This is a genomic window from Pseudomonas sp. MRSN 12121 (assembly GCF_000931465.1).
Taxonomy (GTDB): Bacteria; Pseudomonadota; Gammaproteobacteria; order Pseudomonadales; family Pseudomonadaceae; genus Aquipseudomonas.
The window spans coordinates 1,184,549-1,201,687 of sequence record NZ_CP010892.1 but is presented as its reverse complement, the minus strand read 5'-3'; the positions used below and the strand labels follow the sequence as shown (position 1 = coordinate 1,201,687).

Here is a 17,139-nt window from a genome sequence, read left to right as displayed (position 1 = left end):
AACTTGCACTCCTCGGGCAATTTTCGCCCTCTCGCCGTCAGCCCGCTCTACGCGCATCGGTTCATCCCCGCTATACTTCCCGGCTTTTCCTGAATAAATGCCAATAGGGTCCCGCCGCGCATGGATAAGACCTACCAGCCGCACGCCATTGAAACTTCCTGGTACCAGACCTGGGAGTCCGAGAATTACTTCGCCCCGCAAGGCGCGGGCGACTCGTACACCATCATGATCCCGCCACCGAACGTCACTGGCAGCCTGCACATGGGCCATGGCTTCAACAACGCGATCATGGATGCCCTGATCCGCTTCCGCCGCATGCAGGGCCGCAACACCCTGTGGCAGCCGGGTACCGACCACGCCGGTATCGCCACCCAGATGCTGGTGGAGCGCCAGATCGAAGCCCAGGGCCAGAATCGCCACGATCTGGGCCGGGAAAAATTCCTCGAGAAGGTCTGGGAATGGAAGGATCAGTCCGGCGGCAACATCAGCCGCCAGATCCGCCGCCTGGGCTCGTCCGTGGACTGGAGCCGCGAGCGCTTCACCATGGACGACGGCCTGTCGGAAGCGGTGAAGGAAGCCTTCGTGCGCCTGCACGAAGACGGCCTGATCTACCGCGGCAAGCGCCTGGTCAACTGGGACACCAAGCTGCACACCGCGATCTCCGACCTCGAAGTGGAAAACCACGATGAGAAAGGTTCGCTGTGGAACCTGCGCTACCCGCTGGCCGACGGCGCCAAGACCGCCGAAGGCCTGGACTACCTGATCGTCGCCACCACTCGCCCGGAAACCATGCTCGGCGACTCGGCCGTGGCCGTTAACCCGAACGACGAGCGCTACCAGGCACTGATCGGCAAGTTCGTCGAGCTGCCGCTGGTGGGCCGCCGCATCCCGATCATCGCCGACGACTACTGCGACCCCGAGTTCGGTACCGGCTGCGTGAAGATCACTCCGGCCCACGACTTCAACGACTATGAAGTAGGCAAGCGCCACAACCTGCCGCTGCTGAACATTTTCGACAAGAACGCCAGCGTGCTGCCGGCGGCCCAGGTGTTCAACCTGGACGGCACCCTGAATGACAGCATCGACGGCAAGATCCCGGCCGAGTACGCCGGCCTCGACCGTTTCGAAGCGCGCAAGCAGATCGTCGCCGCGTTCGACGCCGCCGGCCTGCTGGTCAGCGTCGACGACCATGCGCTGAAAGTGCCGAAAGGCGACCGCTCCGGCACCATCATCGAGCCGTGGCTGACCGACCAGTGGTACGTCTCCACCAAGCCGCTGGCCGAACCGGCCATCGCCGCCGTGGAAGACGGCCGCATCGCCTTCGTGCCGAAACAGTACGAAAACATGTACTTCTCCTGGATGCGCGATATCCAGGACTGGTGCATCAGCCGCCAGCTGTGGTGGGGCCACCGCATCCCGGCCTGGTATGACGAGTCGGGCAAGGTCTACGTAGGCCGCGACGAAGCCGAAGTGCGCGCCAAGCACAACCTCGGTCCCGATGTCGCCCTGCAACAGGACAACGATGTACTCGACACCTGGTTCAGCTCGGGCCTGTGGACTTTCTCCACCCTGGGCTGGCCGGAGCAGACCGAGTTCCTCAAGACCTTCCACCCGACCGACGTGCTGGTGACCGGCTTCGACATCATTTTCTTCTGGGTCGCCCGGATGATCATGCTCACCATGCACCTGGTGAAGAACGAAGACGGCACGCCGCAGGTTCCGTTCAAGACCGTGTACGTCCACGGCCTGGTACGCGACGGCCAGGGCCAGAAGATGTCCAAGTCCAAGGGCAACGTCCTGGACCCGCTGGACATCATCGACGGCATCGAGCTCGAAGCCCTGGTGCAGAAGCGCACCACCGGCATGATGCAGCCGCAACTGGCGAAGAAGATCGAGAAGCAGACCCGCCAGGAGTTCGCCGACGGCATCGCCAGCTACGGCACCGACGCCCTGCGCTTCACCTTCTGCTCGCTGGCGTCCACCGGTCGCGACATCAAGTTCGACATGGGCCGCGTCGAAGGCTATCGCAACTTCTGCAACAAGATCTGGAACGCCGCGCGCTACGTGCTGGACAAGGGCGAAGACTGTGGTCAGAACGGCGAAGCCTACGAGCTGTCGCTGGCCGATCGCTGGATCATCTCCCAGCTGCAGCGCACCGAAGCCGAAGTGACCCGCCAGCTGGACCAGTTCCGCTTCGACCTGGCCGCCCAGGCGCTGTACGAGTTCATCTGGAACCAGTACTGCGACTGGTACCTGGAACTGTCCAAGCCGGTGCTATGGGACGAGAACGCGCCGGTCGAGCGCCAGCGCGGCACCCGTCGCACTCTGGTGCGGGTCCTGGAAGTGGCGCTGCGCCTGGCCCATCCGTTCATGCCGTTCATCACCGAAGAAATCTGGCAGCGCCTGGCGCCGCTGGCCGGTATCCAGGGCAAGACCATCATGCTGCAACCCTGGCCGGTGGCCAATGAAGCGCGCATCGATGAGGCCGCCGAAAGCGATATCGAATGGCTCAAGACCCTGATGCTCGGCACGCGCAACATTCGCGCCGAGATGAACATCGGCCCAGGCAAGCCATTGGCGGTGTTCGTGAAGAACGCCAGTGCCGAAGACCAGCGTCGCCTCGGCGAAAACGATGCGCTGCTCAAGAAGCTGGCGAAGCTGGAGTCGATCACCGTATTGGCTGCCGGCGCAGAAGCGCCGCTGTCCGCCACCGCCCTGGTCGGCGAAATGGAAGTGCTGGTGCCGATGGCCGGCCTGATCGACAAGGGCGCCGAACTGGCGCGCCTGGACAAGGAAATCCAGCGCCTACAGGGCGAAGTACAGCGGGTCGGCGGCAAGCTGTCCAACGCGTCCTTCGTCGACAAGGCCCCGGCCGAAGTGATCGACAAGGAACGCGCCAAGCTGGCCGAGGCCGAACAGGCCCTGGGCAAGCTGGCCGAGCAGCACGCCCGGATCTCCAGCCTGTAACGGCGATTCGAGCAGCACAGAAAGGGAGCCCCGCAACGGGCTCCCTTTTTTATTGCCGAACACCCTACCGCCTCCGTAGGAGCGAGGCTTGCCCGCGAGACGCCCCCCCTGACACACCGCGTTATCGCCCCAACTGCTCCGACAGAGCCGCGCCACCCAGGCAGATATGGGACAATGCCCGCCACTTTGAGCCATACCCGAACCGACTTCCCCATGACCGCCCCCCGCCCTCCCAAAGCCCCGCGCAAAAAGCCCCAACCCGCCGCTCCGGCCAACACCGCCGCACCACGGGAAAAGGCCAGCCTGCACCCACGCAATCGCCACCAGGGCCGCTACGACTTTCCCCAGCTGATCAAGGGCACCCCGGAGCTGGGCGCTTTCGTGATCATCAATCCCTACGGCAAGGAGAGCATCGACTTCGCCAACCCGGCCGCGGTGCGAGTGTTCAACCGGGCCTTGCTCAAGGCGTTCTACGGCATCGCCCATTGGGACATCCCAGCCGACTTCCTCTGCCCACCGGTCCCGGGCCGCGCCGACTATGTGCATTTCCTGGCCGACTTGCTGGCCGCGCATAACGACGGCGACATCCCCCGCGGCGCGGCGGTGCGGGTGCTGGACATTGGCGTCGGCGCCAACTGCATCTACCCGCTGATCGGCCACAGCGACTATCGCTGGCAGTTCCTCGGTTCCGATATCGACACCACCGCCCTCGCCGCCGCCAAGGCGATCGTCCAGGCCAACGGCCTGAACAAGGCCATCGACCTGCGCCAGCAAGCCAATCGCAAGCAGATCCTGCTGGGCCTGCTGAAAGCCGATGAACGCTTCGACCTGACCCTGTGCAACCCGCCGTTCCATGCCTCCCTGGAAGAAGCCACCCGCGGCAGCCAGCGCAAGTGGCGGGCGCTGGGCAAGGCCGATCCCAAGCGCAAGCTGCCGGTGCTGAACTTCGGCGGCCAGGCGGCGGAGTTGTGGTGCGAGGGCGGCGAAGCGCGCTTCGTGACCCAGTTGATCGGCGAAAGCGCCCAAGTGGCCCAACAGGTGCTGTGGTTCAGCACCCTGGTGTCGAAAGCCTCGAACCTGCCCGCCATTCAAACTGCGCTGAAAAAGGCCGGCGCGCTGGAAAGCCAGGTAGTGGAAATGTCCCAGGGGCAAAAACAGAGCCGTTTCGTCGCCTGGACCTTCAAGGACAAGGCACAGCAACAGGCCTGGCGCCAGGAGCGCTGGGTTCGCAAGGGATAGCTGGAAGGGGGAACCTGGAGGGAAAAGCGGCGATTTACCTTGCGTAAATCGTTGCGGCCGAAGCCGGCAAACCGTGCCCGGAAGGTTTCCGAGGCACGGTTCTACTGCATCTTACTTGTTGATCGAGTCGGTCAGGCCTTTAGCCACAACCAGCTTGATCACTTTCTTGGCAGCGATTTCGATGGCGGCGCCAGTCGATGGGTTACGGCCAGTACGGGCAGGACGCTCAGTCACTTTCAGTTTGCCGATACCTGGCAGAGTGATTTCGCCGCCATTTTCCAATTGATCAGCAACGATTTGGGCCAGTTGGTCCAGAGCGTTACGCGCGGTGGTTTTCGGCGCGTCGATAGCTTCAGCGATATCAGCGATCAGTTGGTCTTTAGTAATAGCCATTATGGTGTTCCTTCCCTATCAAATTCATTTGGATTGCATGAGTGCAGTGTCAGCCATCGAGCCAGATCTTGTGGACCTGGCACCCCGGTCACAACCACGAAAGATCGGGGTTATAGATACCGAAATCAGGGTTTGGTTCGACCCGACAAATGCTGAATGCACGCTTAACGCCGAGACATCGCGTAAGACGGGGCAAAACTAGCACAGAGACGGGGAAATATCCGCCTCTACCTAGCCATTTGGTCAGCTTTATTGCTCTAAACCCGTAAAAAAATGCATAAGCTTGACCCACGCCGCCTTCTGCCCCCTTCAAAGAGCGCCAAAACCAGCGGGTGCGGTACACTGGGCACTTTTTCGGGGAGCCCCGCCCTCCCCCGCCAATCAGCCGAGAAGCCCATGCCGATCCGTCATTGCATCGTCCACCTGATCGACAAAAAACCCGACGGCAGTCCAGCAGTCCTGCACGCCCGCGACTCAGAGCTGGCCGAGTCCGCGGCCATCGAGAACATGCTCGCCGACCTCAATGAAAGCTATAACGCCAAACAGGGCAAAGCCTGGGGCCTGTTCCACCCCGAATCCGGCGCGTTTCCCTTCAGCGGCTGGTTGAAGGAATACCTCGACGGCGGCCAGGACTTCACCGCTTTCAGCCGTGTCGCGGTCGAGCATCTGCAAAAGCTGATGGAAGAATCCAACCTGTCGGTCGGCGGCCATGTGCTGTTCGCCCACTATCAACAAGGCATGACCGACTACCTGGCCATCGCCCTGCTGCACCACAGCGAAGGCGTGGCGGTAACCGACGAGCTGGACGTGACCCCGTCCCGCCACCTGGACCTGGGCCAGTTGCACCTGGCCGCGCGGATCAACGTCTCGGAGTGGCAGAACAACAAGCAGTCCAAGCAGTACATCTCGTTCATCAAGGGCAAGAACGGCAAGAAGGTCTCGGAGTACTTCCGCGACTTCATCGGCTGCCAGGAAGGCGTCGACGGCCCGGGCGAAACCCGCACCCTGCTCAAGGCATTCAGTGATTTCGTCGAAAGCGAAGACCTGCCGGAAGACTCCGCGCGGGAAAAGACCAAGGCCCTGGTGGACTACGCCAGCAGCCAGGCCAAGCTCGGCGAGCCGGTGGGCCTTGAAGAGCTCTCGGAACTGATCGACGAAGACCGTCCCAAGGCCTTCTACGACCACATCCGCAACAAGGACTACGGCCTGTCGCCGGAAATCCCGGCGGACAAACGCACCCTCAACCAGTTCCGCCGCTTCACCGGCCGGGCCGAAGGGCTGTCCATCAGCTTCGAGGCGCACTTGCTGGGCTCGAAGATCGAATATGACGAAGAGGCCGGCACCCTGATCATCAAGGGCCTGCCGACCCAGCTGACCGACCAGCTCAAGCGCCGCAACTGATGCTGCAAGGCGTGCTGAAGAAGTTCCTGCTGATCCTGCTGGTGGTCGTGGTGTACCAGCACTGGGGCAAGATCGAGCGCCTGTTCAATCCGTCCGACATGGCTGCGCAGCCTCTTCGGGCCAATGCCCGGGTGGTGCTCTACGCCACCGACTGGTGCGGCTACTGCAAGGCGACCCGGCGCTTTCTCGACCAGAAAGGCATCGCCTTTCGCGAGTTCGATATCGAGAAAGACGCCGAGGCGCGCAAGGCTTATGAAGCCCTGGGTGGACGAGGGATTCCGATCCTCGATGTGAATGGCACGCTGATCCGCAACTACGATCCCGACGGCATTCTCGCCGCCCTGGAATCCCCCCATCGACTGTAGAAGCAGGCGGTCGATGCTCGATTGCTCGCGATGAACGATCACGCGGTGTTTCTGGCACCCCGCGTTGCTGCTATCGCGAGCAAGCTTCGCTCCTACGGGGGTTATTGCGCTTCGATGCGAAAGCCCAGGCGCGGGAAGTGCACATGCACCAAGCCGGCACGCGGATCCTCGCGGCGCAGGATCAGTTCCTCGGCGCCGGCGAACAGCAACTCACCCTCCACCGGATCGACGCCATAATCGGTCGCGGCGATCCGCACCCGCTGGCCGGCGCGGAAGCCGCTCGGATCGCTGAAGGCTTCCTCCGGCAAAGCCGCCGGCGTGGCCTGGCGAGCCACTTCGAGCGCCTCCTCGGAGGTCATCGCACTCGATGCGCCATGGCCGACCCCCAGCACCCGCGCCAGCCATGCCGACACCGCCGGATACGCGTCCACCAACGGCGCAGTCACCGGCGTGGCCTTGAGGAACCACAAGGGGTGAGCCAGGGCGAAGTCGGCAATCGACGGCTCGCCAAACAGGAAGTCGCCTTCCTCGCGCTGCAACTGCTGCTCCAGACGCGCCATCAGCGTCGGCCATTGGTGCCTGGCCAGTTCCAGCGGCACCCGCGTGGTGCTGCCACCGCTGAACAGGCCGGCACGGTCAGCCATGAAAGCCTTCACCGCCTCCGGCGGCAGATGGCCAAAACGCACCGCCGCCGACTCGGGCTGGAACACCAGGCTCACCGAATGCTGGAACACCACCGAATCGGCCCAGATCGCGAAGGTCGCGGCGACCATTTCCCGGCCTTCGGGGAACAGCGCGGGCGAGCTCTTTTCCTGCTCCAGGCGCCGGGCGATCAAGGCGGTGTCGCAATAGATATCGGCCCCGACCTGCAGCACCGGCGTCTTGCGATACCCTCCGGTCAGCGCAGTGAGATCGGGCTTGGGCATCACCGGCGAAATCTTCACCGAACGCCAGGACAGGCCCTTGAAACCCAGCAACAGCCGGGCTTTTTCCGCGAAAGGAGAAGTCGGGTAATGGTGCAGAATCAATTCTGACATGCTGGCGTCCGCTGAATGAGGAGGAGCAACCAGCTTAGCGTGCAAAGACCGGGCAGCCTATATAACCTGTCCGATCACCCGCCATCACCAACATCGATCGGGCACCGCGCTTCACCCGCCCTGCCGCCTGAGCATGATAGGAAATCCAGACTTTGGCCTTTAAGAACATGAACCTTGTATTGGTGTATTACACCCGCTTCCTGTTTTTTTGCACTTGCAAGTTTCCGAAACTTTTTACCTACAGGTTCAGGAACCATTTCTTCTATTACTCAATGGAACTGCGCGCTCGAAAGAAAAGTACGGCGGTCTATCAACGGGCAGGCCTTCTGGAAGGGTCGGGGGAATGGAGATCGGTCGATATCATCGTGCCCATCACGCCTGACGAATTGATGTCCCTCCGAAAGTGGTTCCATAACAAGGAATATGGATATCGTGGAGAGGGCCCGGAAAGCGCCACCCCACACACCGAGACGGCCATTCATCCAGTCAAGGAACATAGCTATATCCCGTTCAATGACACCCATCCCGATGACCCAAGCCGAGTATCTTTAAAGACCGACGCTTTCAGAACCTGCACCATCACTACGGTTGAGTTGCCCAACAGTGTTACTTACCTCGCGCTCGAATTTTCCCTTAACGCCAGCCATCAGAAAAAACTGTTCAACATCGATACTTCGCACATCTACGACTATCAGGCCTTCCAGACAATAAATCCCTTCTCGAAAAACTTCCGCATCATTCACTCCACTCACTATGTAGATAAGCAACTGGCTCAAGGGGTCAACAGGATTGTCGGAGACGCGCATCTGGCCTCGAAAAAACTTTTCAGAATATGGGGGATCAGCACCGAGCCCCGCACGCGCATTACCACTGCTCGGCTCAAAAGCGCACAGAGTGGGCAATACATTGATGCAGGTATCAGTGATTACGACCATTACTCCCTGATCAGTCGCTACCCTGGCGCCCAGTACAATCATTACAGCGCCGAAGCGAGTAATGCCGATTACGTCTATGACTTTTCGAGCGTCTTGAACCTGGATGCGTTCTTCATTGATACCTTTGTTGACCCGGACGGGATAAAAAACTACCTGGCCGACTACCTTAATCTATCGCTGATAAAAGAGGCTTGGTGCTGCTACAACCAATGCAGGGACAGCGTGAACCCTATTCTTTCGCGCATAAACCAGAACACTTCCGAGACCCTGCAAACACTTTTGGAAGCACACATACAGATTGAACGCATCGAGGAAAAAATAGAGGCCTTGATAGCGTTCACCAAGCAGCACTACTGCCAAGTGTTTTGCGCTGAAGCGGAAGCCGGACTGCAAACCCTGATCGAAAAAGTCGAACTGCTGAAAAAACGCGTCGCCCAACGCAAATCCCTTAGCAACGATCAAGTGCAATTCGAGAACCTGAAGTTCAACCGTTTCTACTCCTGGATCGTCGGCGGCCTGGCCCTGCTTCAGGTTGTTCTGGCGGCCATAGTCATCGACTGGAGCCAGGCGCTGCAAAGCAACAATCCGGTCCTGAACAATCTGAAAGCCCTGCTGCGCTGGCTTCAAGGCTGAGAAGTGACTCCGACGAACTCAGCTGCCAGGCCCGACGCCACCAGGCATTCCTTGGCGCTTTTCCTGAGTTTCTTGATCAGCCGTTCCTGGCGCAGGGCTTCGCTCTTGTCGCGGCAGGCTTCGGTGTAGACCAGCGCGACGGCCGGGCTGGAGAGGAAGAAGCGTGCGCCCTTGCCGCTCTGGTGCTTGGCGAAACGCTTGACCGGGTCGTCGCTGATGCCGCAGTACAAAGAGCCGTTGGCGGCGCGCACCAGGTAGACGAACCAGGGTTTGCTCGCTGCGGGAACAGGCTCGGCGTCGTCGATGGAGGATGGGCTGGAGCGGGTCACGGTGATCGCGGCCTGTGGAAAACAAGCCGCGATCTTATCAGAGGCGAGGCTTCAGCGGCCGGCCTGGAAAGCTTTCAGGCCCTTGCGGGCCTGGGCGCGCACGGCGTTCTTCACCAGCGGGGTCCAGCCCAGGAGCAGGCCCTTGGCGCCCAGCGCCTGACGGGCCCAGCGCCACAGGTCGAAGTGGTCGTGATGCTCGCAGATCTTGCCGTCGCGGAACACGAAACGCGCCTGGATATCATTGACCACGGTGTTGCCGGTCTGGCTGAACAGGTAGGTGGCGATCCAGTGGGCCTCGCCGTTGCGCTCATCGGCGCGCACGCTGTCGAACGTCAGGGAAAAGTCCTTGGCCCGGGTGGTGAGCATGCGCCACATGTCACCCGCATCGCGACCGCGCAATTCGCCGAACGCCGGGTCACTGAACAGCACATCCTCGGTGTAGCAGGCGGCCATGGCCTCGGCGTCCAGGCGCTGGAAGGCGCTATAGAACTCAGTGATCAAGGCGCGGTGGGCATCACTCATGAACAGGCTCCGACTCGGGGGAAAGAATGCCTGCACGATAGTCTGCAAAAGCGCGAAACACTATCGGCATTCGCCAGGCAAATACCGATAGTGACGCGGATCAGATCCGTTCGCTTTCCACCTGCACGTAGCGCGAACGCCCGGCGCCCAGGCCGGCGATCATGGCGCCCAGGCCGATCACCGCGAAAATCCAGCCCAGGGCGTTCCAGCCGCCGGTCCAGTCGTGCACCAGGCCGACCGCGAACGGCCCCATGGACGCCAGGGTATACCCGATGCCCTGGGCCATGCTCGACAGGTTGGCCGCCACATGCGCGTCCTTCGAGCGCAGGACGATCAGAGTCAGCGCCAGGCTGAACGTACCGCCCTGCCCCAGGCCCAGCAGGATCGCCCAGCCCCACAGGCCGTCGAGCGGCGCGTACAGGCAGCCGAACAGGCCGCCCAGGGTGAGCAGCATGACCACGACTATCGCCAGCCGCTGGTCCTTGCCCCGCGTCGCCAGCCAGGGCGCGGCCAGGGAACTGGCGAGCTGGACGATCACCGAGCCGGACAGCACCAGCCCGGCCTGGGTCGGGGTCAGGCCACGGCCGATGAGGATCGACGGCAACCAGCCGAACACGATGTAGGCCAGCGAGGATTGCAGGCCCATGTACAGCGTCACTTGCCAGGCCAGCCGGTCGCGCAGCAAGCCACGTACACGATAGGCCGCATGATGCGCGCCCTGGCGCGGGCCCACCTGGGGCAGCCAGAACAGGGCCGCCACCAGCGCCGGCACCACCCAGAAGCCGAGGCCCAGCGCCCAGCGGTGATCGAAGTGCTGGCTCAGGGGCACGGTCGCCCCGGCGGCCATCGCCGCGCCCAGGCACAGGGCCATGGTGTAGACGCCGGTCATGGTGCCCGCATGCCGGGCGAAGTCACGCTTGACGATGCCGGGCAGCAGGACTCCGATCACGCCAATGCTGGCGCCGGCCAGGATGCTGCCGGCGAACAGCCCGGCTTCCCCCAGCGAGCTGCGCAGGATGATCCCGCCCGCCAGGGTCAGCAGGATGCCGAGCACCACCCGCTCGGCGCCGAAACGCCGCGCCAGCACCGGGGCCAGCGGCGCGAACAACCCCAGGCACAGCACCGGCAAGGTCGTCAGCAACCCGGCCTGGGATGCCGACAGCCCGAGGCTTGCGGACACCTCGCTGAGCAGCGGCGCCATGCTCGACAGCGCCGGACGCAGGTTCAGCGCCACCAGGATCAGCCCCAGCAGCAACAGCCAGGGGCGACGCGGCGCCGGGTGGCTCTGCTGGACCTCGGCATCGTCGGCTTCGGCGTCGATCAGCAGCTCTTCGAGCTCGGCCTCGCGACGAGGGGCGGCAGCGGGTGAAGGGTTATCGGCCGGATGGCTGGACATGATGCTCTCGGTCTCAGGGTTCATTGATCAGTTGCCGCGAAAGGGCCTTGGCCCGTTCCGGGTCGCGCTGCTCGACGGCATCGAGCAGGTCGATGTGCAGATCGAACACCGCCTGGCGCCGGGGATGGATATTCAGGCTCTGGCGCAGTTGCGCGCCGATCACACTGGAGAAATAGCGATACAGCTCGCTGAGGGTCGGGTTGTGCGCGGCATCCACCAGGCGACCGTGAAACGCCAGGTCGCAGGCGATGTAGCTCTCCAGGTCGCCGTGATAATGGCTGCCGCTGAGCGCCAGGGCCTGGCGCAACGCCAGCAGGTCCTCATCGGTACGCCGCAGGGCGGCCAGGCCGATGGCCTCGGTTTCGATGATCTGCCGGGTCTCCCGTGCCTGGTCCTGGGAACACCGGGACAGGGCCTTGAGGGTATCCAGCGGATCGACCACGGCGCGCAGGTAGCTGCCGTCGCCCTGGCGAATCTCGATCAGCCCGGAAAACGCCAGGACCCGCATCGCCTCGCGCATGGTATTGCGGCTGATGCCCAGTTCCGCCGCCAGCTCCGGTTCGGTGGGCAGGCGCTGGCCGACGCGCCAGGTCCCGTCGTTGATGCGCTGGCGCAGTTGGTCCAGGGCCTGGTCGACCAGGGAGCGTTTGATCAGGGGGAAAATTTCTGTCATATGCAGTCGCCTTTTCATCCAATCATCGGATGAATTTTTTCGGCATATTAGTCAGCTTCGCGCGGGTGAACAACAAACCCGATGCACGAAGGCCAGCCAGCGGAAAGGAAAATCCGCTTGCTCAAAAAACCCTTTAAGGGTAATTTTTCTCGAACTCCAAGGTGTCTTATGGAAAAGAAAACACCTCATTACGACCTGTCGGTGATCCAGGCGGATGTCGCGCGACTGGGAGCAGCGGCCTTCACCCGGACCGCCCTGGTCAGCGGCCGGCACCTGGGGCTGAGCCTCAGGGAGATGCAGCAGGTGATTGCCGGGCTGCAGTGCAAAATGCTCTACAAGTCGATGACCACCTACCTCGATCACCGCATCTGGCAGGACGTGTATTGCACCCACATCGATGCCGCGGAGCTGTACATCAAAGTCACTTACCGCCCTGGTGGCGGTCCCCCAGTGATCTCCTTCAAGGAGAAACACCCATGAAACACAAGCAATGCGTCAGCTGCGGTGCCCCGACCGGCATGCAGCCGTTCAACGATCGCAGCGAGTCGATCGACTACAAGCACCTGCGGCGCCCGGTCCATGGTCTGGCCGGCTGGGAGTGCCAGGCCTGCGGGGAAATCGAGTTCGACGCGGCCAGCGCCGCACGCTACGCCAGCGCCGGCGACCAGTTGCTGGAAGACTGCCGGCAGTTCATGGCCGCCGAAGTGAAACGCATCCGCCGCAAGCTGCACCTGTCGCAAAAGGATGCGGTGAAACTCCTGTCCGGCGGCGGGCACAACGCCTTCTCCCGCTACGAGCGCGGCGAGGTCGCCCCGCCCCAGCCGCTGTTCGTGCTGCTGCGCCTGCTGGATCGGCACCCGCATCTGCTGGCCGAGGTCCAGGCGCTCAGCGAGCAGCAGGTGCCCGCGACCGAGAGCGAACCCCATGAGGCCCGTGTCGCGGCATCCTGAACGCCGGGCAAAAATAAACCCGGCGCCAGGCCGGGTTCATTTTCAGGGCTGTACCCGGATCAGTGCAGGATCTGGCTCAGGAACAGCTTGGTGCGGTCGTTCTGCGGGTTGTCGAAGAAATCGTTCGGCGCCGCCTGTTCGACGATCTCGCCCTTGTCCATGAAGATCACCCGGTTGGCCACGGTGCGGGCGAAGCCCATTTCGTGGGTCACGCAGAGCATGGTCATGCCGTCTTCGGCCAGGCCGATCATGGTGTCCAGCACCTCCTTGACCATTTCCGGATCGAGGGCCGAGGTCGGCTCGTCGAACAGCATGATCTTGGGCTTCATGCACAGCGCCCGGGCGATCGCCACGCGCTGCTGCTGGCCGCCGGAGAGCTGGCCGGGGTACTTGTTCGCCTGCTCCGGAATGCGCACGCGCTCCAGGTAATGCATGGCGATTTCCTCGGCCTTGCGCTTGGGCATCTTGCGTACCCACATCGGCGCCAGGGTGCAGTTCTGCAGGATGGTCAGGTGCGGGAACAGGTTGAAGTGCTGGAACACCATGCCGACTTCGCGGCGGATCGCTTCGATCTGCTTGAGGTCGTTGGTCAGCTCCACGCCATCGACCACGATGCGCCCCTGCTGGTGTTCTTCCAGGCGGTTCAGGCAGCGGATGGTGGTCGACTTGCCCGAGCCCGAAGGCCCGCACAGCACGATGCGCTCGCCCTGCCGGACGTTGAGGTTGATGTCCTTCAACACATGGAACTGGCCGTACCACTTGTTCACGCCCTGCATCTGAATAATGCCTTCAGGGCCCACAGGCTTCTTGATTGCTTCGCTCATCGGAAAACTTCCTAAATTAGGTAGCGACTTAGCGCTTGTGGCCGGTGTCGAGCTTGCGTTCCAGATGCATGGAATAGCGCGACATGCCAAAACAGAAAATCCAGAACACCAGGGCCGCGAAGACATAGCCTTCGGTGGCCATGCCCAGCCACTTCGGGTCGGCGGCGGCTTGCTTGACGCTGTTGAGCAGGTCGAACAGGCCGATGATGATCACCAGGCTGGTGTCCTTGAACAGGGCGATGAAGGTGTTGACGATGCCGGGAATCACCAGCTTCAGGGCTTGCGGCAGGATCACCAGGCCCATGGCGCGCCAGTAGCCCAGGCCCATCGCGGCCGCGGCTTCGTACTGGCCTTTGGGGATCGCCTGCAGACCGCCGCGCACCACTTCGGCGACATAGGCCGACTGGAACAGGATCACGCCGATCAGCGCCCGCAGCAGCTTGTCGAAGTTCATGCCTTCGGGCAGGAACAGCGGCAACATCACCGAAGACATGAACAGCACGGTGATCAGCGGCACGCCGCGCCAGAACTCGATGAAGGTCACGCAGACCACCCGGATCGCCGGCAGGTTCGAGCGCCGTCCCAGGGCCAGCACGATGCCCAGGGGCAAGGCGCCGGCGATGCCGACGGTGGCGATCACCAGGGTCAGCATCAGGCCGCCCCACTGGCTGGTGGCAACGTTGGCCATGCCAAACAGGCCGCCGTGCAGCAGGAAGTAGGCAACGATCGGGTACAGCACCAGGAAACCCAGGCCGTAGATCGCCTTGCGCGGGAAGCGCGAGATGAACAGCGGCGCCACGCCGATCACCGCCAGCCACACGGTCAGGTCCACGCGCCAACGCAGTTCGGTCGGGTAATAGCCGTACATGAACTGGCCGAAGCGCTGCTGGATGAACACCCAGCAGGCGCCCTCCTTCGTGCAGTCGGCGCGGCTTGTGCCGACCCAGTTGGCGTCGAGGATCGCCCACTGCAACAGCGGCGGCACGACCAGCCAGATCAGGTAGAAGGCGAACAGCGTCAACAGGGTGTTGAGCCAGTTGGAGAACATGTTGGCCCGCATCCAGGCCACGACGCCGATGCTGCTGCTCGGTGGGGGCATGTCGGGTTTGAAGATATGAGTGCTCATGCGCGTTTCCTCACCGCTCGATCAGCGCAATGCGCTTGTTGTACCAGTTCATCAGCAGGGAAATGCTGATACTGATCGCCAGGTACACGCTCATGGTGATGGCAATGACCTCGATGGCCTGTCCGGTCTGGTTGAGCACCGTGCCGGCGAACAGCGAAACCATTTCCGGGTAGCCGATACCGGCCGCCAGGGACGAGTTCTTCGCCAGGTTCAGGTATTGGCTGGTCAGCGGTGGAATGATCACGCGCAAGGCTTGCGGGATGATCACCTTGCGCAGGGTCGGACCGTTGCGCAGGCCCAGGGAGCGGGCCGCCTCGGTCTGTCCGTGGCTCACCGACTTGATCCCCGAACGCACGATCTCGGCGATGAAGGCCGCGGTATAGACGGTCAGGGCCAGGGTCAGGGCCAGCAGTTCCGGAATCAGCACCCAGCCGCCGACGAAGTTGAAGCCCTTGAGCTGCGGCATCTCCCAGTGCAGCGGCGAGCCGAAGACCAGTGCGCACACGGCCGGGATCACCAGGAACAGGGCCAGGCCGACCCAGAACTTGTGGAACGGCTCGCCGGTTTCCTCGAAGCGCTTGGTAGCCCAGCGGCTCATGAACACGATGGCGACGATGGCCACCACGATGCTGACCGCGAACGGCCAGAAGCCATCGGCGATCTGCGCCGCCGGCATGTTCAGGCCGCGACTGCTGATGAAGAAGGTGTCGCCGAAGTTATGGCTGTTGCGCGGCCCCGGCATGGTCAGGAACACCGCGAAGTACCAGAACAGGATCTGCAGCAGCGGCGGGATGTTGCGGAAGGTTTCCACATACACGGTCGCCAGTTTGCTGATGATCCAGTTCGGCGACAGCCGCGCCACACCGATGATGAAGCCCAGCAGGGTCGCCAGGATCACGCCGATGAAGGTCACCAGCAGGGTGTTGAGCAGGCCGATCACGAACACCCGGGCGTAACTGTCCGCTTCGGTATAGGCGATCAGGTGCTGAGCGATGCCGAAGCCGGCGCTGCGCTCGAGAAAGTCGAAACCGGACGTGATGCCCCGGTGTTGAAGGTTGGTCTGGGTGTTGTCGAACAGGTACCAGCCCATCGAGACCACCGCCACGACAGTGATGATCTGAAACAGCCACGCACGCACTCGCGGATCGCTGAGGCTGAGCCTCTGCTTTGGTGCGCCGATTGAATTTTGCATGAAGTGCCCCGGAAAAAACTGGAACAGAACGTCACCCGGCGGTTGGCCCGCCGGGTGACAGAACCATTAGCGCACCGGTGGTGCGTACTGAATGCCGCCGGCGTTCCACAGCGCATTCAGGCCACGGTCGATTTCCAGCGGAGTGCTCTTGCCGAGGTTTTTCTCGAAGATCTCACCGTAGTTGCCGACCTGGGAAACGATCTTGACGACCCAATCCTTAGGCAGCTTCAGGTCCTTGCCGTACTCGCCGTCGGCACCCAGCAGGCGGGCGACGTCCGGGTTCTTGGTGGACTTGGCTTCTTCCAGCACGTTTTTCGAAGTGATGCCGGCCTCTTCGGTGTTGAGCAGCGCGTAGCCGACCCAACGCACGATCGCCAGCCACTCGTCGTCGCCGTTGCGCACGACCGGGCCCAGAGGCTCCTTGGAGATGGTTTCCGGCAGCACCACGTAGTCCTTCGGCGAAGCCAACTTGCTGCGCTGAGCGAACAGCTGGGACTTGTCGGAGGTCAGCACGTCGCAACGGCCGGACTCCAGCGACTTGGCGCTTTCGTCGGAGGTGTCGAAGGTGATCGGGGTGTACTTCAGGCCGTTGGCGCGGAAGTAGTCGGACACGTTCAGTTCAGTGGTGGTGCCCGCCTGGATGCAGATGGTGGCGCCGTCCAGTTCCTTGGCGCTCTTGACGCCCAGCTTGTTGTTGGCCAGGAAGCCCACGCCGTCGTAGTAGGTGATGAAGCCCGGGAATTTCAGGCCCATACCCGCGTCACGGGAACTGGTCATGGTGGTGTTGCGCGACAGGATGTCGATTTCGCCCGACTGCAGGGCGGTGAAGCGTTCCTTGGCGTTCAACTGGCTGAATTTCACTTTGGTCGCGTCGCCGAAGACCGCGGCGGCCACAGCGCGGCAGACGTCGGCGTCGATACCGAGGATCTTGCCGGTGGCGTCCGGCACCGAGAAGCCCGGCAGGCCGTCACTCACGCCGCACTGCACGAAGCCTTTCTTCTGCACCGCATCCAGGGTCGCACCCGCCTGTGCGAAGCCGCTCATGCCCAATACCGCAGCGGCCGTGACGACAGCCAGGGTGGATTTCAACATCTTCATTTCAACCTCCAGTCTTGCTCTTGTTGTGTCGGAGCTTGAGTCCTGCCGCACCCTTATGA

Annotated in this window: 17 protein-coding genes; 7 read left to right on the top strand and 10 right to left on the bottom strand. The window is 62.4% G+C overall.

From position 1 onward, the window contains the following. Positions 1 to 120 precede the first annotated feature (120 nt). Both TO66_RS05365 and rlmF read left to right on the top strand, forming a co-directional pair. A complete protein-coding gene (locus TO66_RS05365) occupies positions 121 to 2,967 on the top strand; it encodes a valine--tRNA ligase (protein WP_044461349.1) in 2,847 nt (948 codons plus the stop codon). A 213-nt stretch (positions 2,968 to 3,180) separates the two neighbouring features. Continuing rightward, positions 3,181 to 4,206, top strand: coding sequence for a 23S rRNA (adenine(1618)-N(6))-methyltransferase RlmF (rlmF, locus tag TO66_RS05360; RefSeq protein WP_044461348.1), 1,026 nt, complete (start codon positions 3,181 to 3,183; stop codon positions 4,204 to 4,206). Between the two features lie 111 nt (positions 4,207 to 4,317). Here rlmF and TO66_RS05355 read toward each other — a convergent pair whose 3' ends face one another. Next, positions 4,318 to 4,599 (bottom strand): HU family DNA-binding protein, encoded by a 282-nt coding sequence (locus tag TO66_RS05355; protein WP_007932138.1) that lies wholly within the window; start codon positions 4,597 to 4,599, stop codon positions 4,318 to 4,320. A gap of 396 nt (positions 4,600 to 4,995) precedes the next feature. Here TO66_RS05355 and yejK point away from each other — a divergent pair, with 396 nt between their 5' ends. Together yejK and TO66_RS05345 are read left to right on the top strand one after the other, a co-directional pair. Next, positions 4,996 to 6,000, top strand: a complete 1,005-nt coding sequence (gene yejK, locus TO66_RS05350; protein ID WP_044461347.1) for a nucleoid-associated protein YejK — start codon at positions 4,996 to 4,998, stop codon at positions 5,998 to 6,000. Beyond that, a complete protein-coding gene (locus TO66_RS05345; RefSeq protein WP_044461346.1) occupies positions 6,000 to 6,365 on the top strand; it encodes a glutaredoxin family protein in 366 nt (121 codons plus the stop codon). The genes yejK and TO66_RS05345 overlap by 1 nt, the downstream gene beginning before the upstream one ends. Positions 6,366 to 6,466: 101 nt before the next feature. On the opposite strand, the gene TO66_RS05340 is transcribed toward TO66_RS05345, so the two are convergent. Then, positions 6,467 to 7,402 (bottom strand): glutathione S-transferase family protein, encoded by a 936-nt coding sequence (locus tag TO66_RS05340; RefSeq protein WP_044461345.1) that lies wholly within the window; start codon positions 7,400 to 7,402, stop codon positions 6,467 to 6,469. 152 nt (positions 7,403 to 7,554) lie between these two features. Here TO66_RS05340 and TO66_RS05335 point away from each other — a divergent pair, with 152 nt between their 5' ends. Next, positions 7,555 to 8,970 carry a hypothetical protein gene (locus tag TO66_RS05335; RefSeq protein WP_044461344.1) on the top strand — a complete coding sequence of 472 codons (1,416 nt, stop codon included), beginning with the start codon at positions 7,555 to 7,557 and terminating at the stop codon, positions 8,968 to 8,970. Here the strand turns inward: TO66_RS05335 and TO66_RS05330 are convergent. The 4 genes from TO66_RS05330 to TO66_RS05315 form a co-directional block, all read right to left on the bottom strand. Then, entirely contained in the window at positions 8,961 to 9,299 is a 339-nt protein-coding gene (locus TO66_RS05330) for a GIY-YIG nuclease family protein (protein WP_044461343.1), read from the bottom strand. The two genes, TO66_RS05335 and TO66_RS05330, sit on opposite strands and share 10 nt — an antisense overlap. Before the next feature lie 51 nt (positions 9,300 to 9,350). After that, positions 9,351 to 9,821 carry a nuclear transport factor 2 family protein gene (locus TO66_RS05325; protein WP_044461342.1) on the bottom strand — a complete coding sequence of 157 codons (471 nt, stop codon included), beginning with the start codon at positions 9,819 to 9,821 and terminating at the stop codon, positions 9,351 to 9,353. Positions 9,822 to 9,921: 100 nt separating this feature from the next. Next, positions 9,922 to 11,241 carry a CynX/NimT family MFS transporter gene (locus TO66_RS05320; protein WP_044461341.1) on the bottom strand — a complete coding sequence of 440 codons (1,320 nt, stop codon included), beginning with the start codon at positions 11,239 to 11,241 and terminating at the stop codon, positions 9,922 to 9,924. Continuing rightward, on the bottom strand, positions 11,231 to 11,890 hold the full coding sequence (locus TO66_RS05315; protein ID WP_044461340.1) for a FadR/GntR family transcriptional regulator: 660 nt from the start codon (positions 11,888 to 11,890) through the stop codon (positions 11,231 to 11,233). Before TO66_RS05315 ends, TO66_RS05320 begins: the two co-directional genes overlap by 11 nt. A gap of 168 nt (positions 11,891 to 12,058) precedes the next feature. Between TO66_RS05315 and TO66_RS05310 the strand changes: the two genes are divergently transcribed. Further along, on the top strand, positions 12,059 to 12,370 hold the full coding sequence (locus TO66_RS05310; protein WP_044461339.1) for a type II toxin-antitoxin system MqsR family toxin: 312 nt from the start codon (positions 12,059 to 12,061) through the stop codon (positions 12,368 to 12,370). Next, on the top strand, positions 12,367 to 12,840 hold the full coding sequence (locus tag TO66_RS05305; protein ID WP_044461338.1) for a type II toxin-antitoxin system MqsA family antitoxin: 474 nt from the start codon (positions 12,367 to 12,369) through the stop codon (positions 12,838 to 12,840). The genes TO66_RS05310 and TO66_RS05305 overlap by 4 nt, the downstream gene beginning before the upstream one ends. 59 nt (positions 12,841 to 12,899) lie before the next feature. On the opposite strand, the gene TO66_RS05300 is transcribed toward TO66_RS05305, so the two are convergent. The 4 genes from TO66_RS05300 to TO66_RS05285 form a co-directional block, all read right to left on the bottom strand. Then, entirely contained in the window at positions 12,900 to 13,664 is a 765-nt protein-coding gene (locus TO66_RS05300) for an amino acid ABC transporter ATP-binding protein (RefSeq protein WP_044461337.1), read from the bottom strand. Positions 13,665 to 13,692: 28 nt separating this feature from the next. Further along, entirely contained in the window at positions 13,693 to 14,790 is a 1,098-nt protein-coding gene (locus TO66_RS05295; protein WP_044461336.1) for an amino acid ABC transporter permease, read from the bottom strand. 10 nt (positions 14,791 to 14,800) lie between these two features. Continuing rightward, complete coding sequence (locus tag TO66_RS05290) at positions 14,801 to 15,982, bottom strand: amino acid ABC transporter permease (RefSeq protein WP_044461335.1); 1,182 nt, start codon at positions 15,980 to 15,982, stop codon at positions 14,801 to 14,803. 66 nt (positions 15,983 to 16,048) lie between these two features. Beyond that, complete coding sequence (locus TO66_RS05285) at positions 16,049 to 17,080, bottom strand: amino acid ABC transporter substrate-binding protein (protein WP_044461334.1); 1,032 nt, start codon at positions 17,078 to 17,080, stop codon at positions 16,049 to 16,051. Positions 17,081 to 17,139: the final 59 nt, after the last annotated feature.

What these genes read in the sequence shown, in the direction of transcription:
- TO66_RS05365 (WP_044461349.1), top strand. Translation starts at nt 121, where the DNA reads ATGGATAAGACCTACCAGCCGCACGCCATTGAAACTTCCTGGTACCAG.
- rlmF (WP_044461348.1), top strand. Translation starts at nt 3,181, where the DNA reads ATGACCGCCCCCCGCCCTCCCAAAGCCCCGCGCAAAAAGCCCCAACCC.
- TO66_RS05355 (WP_007932138.1), bottom strand. Translation starts at nt 4,599, where the DNA reads ATGGCTATTACTAAAGACCAACTGATCGCTGATATCGCTGAAGCTATC.
- yejK (WP_044461347.1), top strand. Translation starts at nt 4,996, where the DNA reads ATGCCGATCCGTCATTGCATCGTCCACCTGATCGACAAAAAACCCGAC.
- TO66_RS05345 (WP_044461346.1), top strand. Translation starts at nt 6,000, where the DNA reads ATGCTGCAAGGCGTGCTGAAGAAGTTCCTGCTGATCCTGCTGGTGGTC.
- TO66_RS05340 (WP_044461345.1), bottom strand. Translation starts at nt 7,402, where the DNA reads ATGTCAGAATTGATTCTGCACCATTACCCGACTTCTCCTTTCGCGGAA.
- TO66_RS05325 (WP_044461342.1), bottom strand. Translation starts at nt 9,821, where the DNA reads ATGAGTGATGCCCACCGCGCCTTGATCACTGAGTTCTATAGCGCCTTC.
- TO66_RS05320 (WP_044461341.1), bottom strand. Translation starts at nt 11,241, where the DNA reads ATGAACCCTGAGACCGAGAGCATCATGTCCAGCCATCCGGCCGATAAC.
- TO66_RS05315 (WP_044461340.1), bottom strand. Translation starts at nt 11,890, where the DNA reads ATGACAGAAATTTTCCCCCTGATCAAACGCTCCCTGGTCGACCAGGCC.
- TO66_RS05310 (WP_044461339.1), top strand. Translation starts at nt 12,059, where the DNA reads ATGGAAAAGAAAACACCTCATTACGACCTGTCGGTGATCCAGGCGGAT.
- TO66_RS05305 (WP_044461338.1), top strand. Translation starts at nt 12,367, where the DNA reads ATGAAACACAAGCAATGCGTCAGCTGCGGTGCCCCGACCGGCATGCAG.
- TO66_RS05300 (WP_044461337.1), bottom strand. Translation starts at nt 13,664, where the DNA reads ATGAGCGAAGCAATCAAGAAGCCTGTGGGCCCTGAAGGCATTATTCAG.
- TO66_RS05295 (WP_044461336.1), bottom strand. Translation starts at nt 14,790, where the DNA reads ATGAGCACTCATATCTTCAAACCCGACATGCCCCCACCGAGCAGCAGC.
- TO66_RS05290 (WP_044461335.1), bottom strand. Translation starts at nt 15,982, where the DNA reads ATGCAAAATTCAATCGGCGCACCAAAGCAGAGGCTCAGCCTCAGCGAT.
- TO66_RS05285 (WP_044461334.1), bottom strand. Translation starts at nt 17,080, where the DNA reads ATGAAGATGTTGAAATCCACCCTGGCTGTCGTCACGGCCGCTGCGGTA.